Origin of the sequence: Actinomyces sp. oral taxon 180 str. F0310 (assembly GCF_000185285.1) — a bacterium.
Lineage (GTDB): Bacteria > Actinomycetota > Actinomycetes > Actinomycetales > Actinomycetaceae > Pauljensenia.
In genome coordinates this window covers 1,516,801-1,518,521 of sequence record NZ_GL622194.1, presented here as the reverse complement: position 1 = coordinate 1,518,521, position 1,721 = coordinate 1,516,801, and the positions used below count along the sequence as shown (strand labels likewise).

General features: G+C 69.0%; 1 protein-coding gene and 1 tRNA gene. Both read left to right on the top strand.

Features of this window, described 5'->3' with window-relative positions; genetic code table 11:
- The coding region (locus tag HMPREF9006_RS06485) for an energy-coupling factor transporter transmembrane component T family protein (protein ID WP_232209845.1) at positions 1 to 764 on the top strand (764 nt) is incomplete at its 5' end.
- Between the two features lie 118 nt (positions 765 to 882).
- A tRNA-Leu gene (locus HMPREF9006_RS06480) sits at positions 883 to 966 on the top strand.
- The last annotated feature ends 755 nt before the right edge of the window (positions 967 to 1,721 follow it).

Sequence of the window (1,721 nt, the reverse complement as noted above, 5' to 3'; positions counted from 1 at the left end):
GGCGCTCCGGCTTCCCCCTGCCCCGCCCCCTCCCGTGGTCGACGCCGCTGTCGCGAGCCTGGCCGGGAACGCTCATCCTTGCCTGGACGGCGCTCACCACGTGCGTCATACTCCTCCCGCGCTGGTCAACGCTCGCGATCGTTGGAGGCCTCCTCGTCGTCGCCTCCGCGATCGTCCGCCTGCCGCGCAGCGTCGCCCCCCGCCCGCCCTCGTGGATGATCTCGGGGTTCATCGGCGGCTGCATCGGCGCGTGGCTGGGGGACGGGCTTGAGCTCTTCCTACGTGCCACCACGCTGGCGATCGTCGTCCTGTGGGGCTCGGCTCTCATCGCGTGGGTCACCCCCACGAGTGCGCTCGCGGGAGCCCTGCGCTTCTTCCTGAGGCCGCTTCGCCTCCTCGGAGCGCCGGTGGATCAGTGGGCGCTGGTCATGGCGTGCGCCCTGCGAGGCCTTCCCATGCTGCGCGATCAGGCCCAGGCCGTCATGGACACCGCAAAGCTGCGGCTCGGGCAGGACATGGCAACCATGTCCCTGGGCGGATACGCCCGCCTCAGCGTGGACGTCATCACGGCGATCCTGTCGGCAGCCTCTCGAGGTGCCGCCGAGACCGGTCGCGCCATGTCCATGCGCGGGGCGCTCACCGCGACGGGTTCGAGCGGGCGCGACGGCGCCGGTCGCGTGCGCCTCGGATGGGTCGACGCGGGAGTGAGCGCAGCAACCCTGCTGAGCATCGGTGGGATCCTCGCGTGCAGGTTCTTGCTGTAGGAGTGGGCGTCTCGCTGGCTCGATGCCTCGAACCAACGAATTAACAGGCGATGCGTGTTCTGGGTCACTGATGCTGATTTGACGCGGGGGGTGCGTTGCCCCTATTCTTTCTGGGTACGCGCGAGTGGCGGAATAGGCAGACGCGCACGGTTCAGGTCCGTGTTCCAGTGATGGAGTGGGGGTTCAACTCCCCCCTCGCGCACGATTAACCGCAGGTCCTTCGGGATCTGCGGTTCGTTTTTTATTGTGTGGTGGTGGCGCGCCCGAGCAGACAAAATGCTCCTCGAAGGGGCAGCAACGGGGTGTTCCGGCCCGGGGTGGCGAGGGTGCGAGGGTGGCGAGGGTGGTCCGGAGCGGCCGGGGCGGCTAGGGTGGTCCGGGCAGCGAGGGTGGCCCGGAGCGGCCAGGGCGGCGAGGGTGGCCCGGAGCGGCTAGGGCAGCCAGGGTGCCGAAGACAAGCGTTGCACCCGTTGGGGGACGCTGCACCCGTTGGGGGATGCTGCACCCGTTAGGGGGGCGCTGCACCCGATCAGAAGGGGTGTCATGCATACCGATCGGGTGTAGTGCCGGTGTGAACGAGGCTCACCGCGGGCGCGCGCCGAAAGTCGCGCGCAAAGCGAGGGGCCGCCGCTCACGCGACGACCATCCCGAGCGAAGGTGCTCGACGGTAGGCGGCAACAGTTCGGGACGCGTTGGAGCTATGTCGGCTGGGCAGGCGCTGGAGCTTCCTTCGGTGGTTCTGTTGCTCTTTGGGTAATGGGGGCGCCCGGGGCTTTTTCTACATCTTGGTTGCGACACGCCGACGACACGGTGCCGCGGGTTTCAAGATGTAGAAATTCCCCCCACCATGGCGCCGGTATCCATCTTCGGATGGGCACATCAGCCTGCTGGATCGCCGCCCCGCCCCGCCGTGCTCCGCCCCGCCACAGCGCCCCGCCGCAGCGCCCCGCCCCAGCG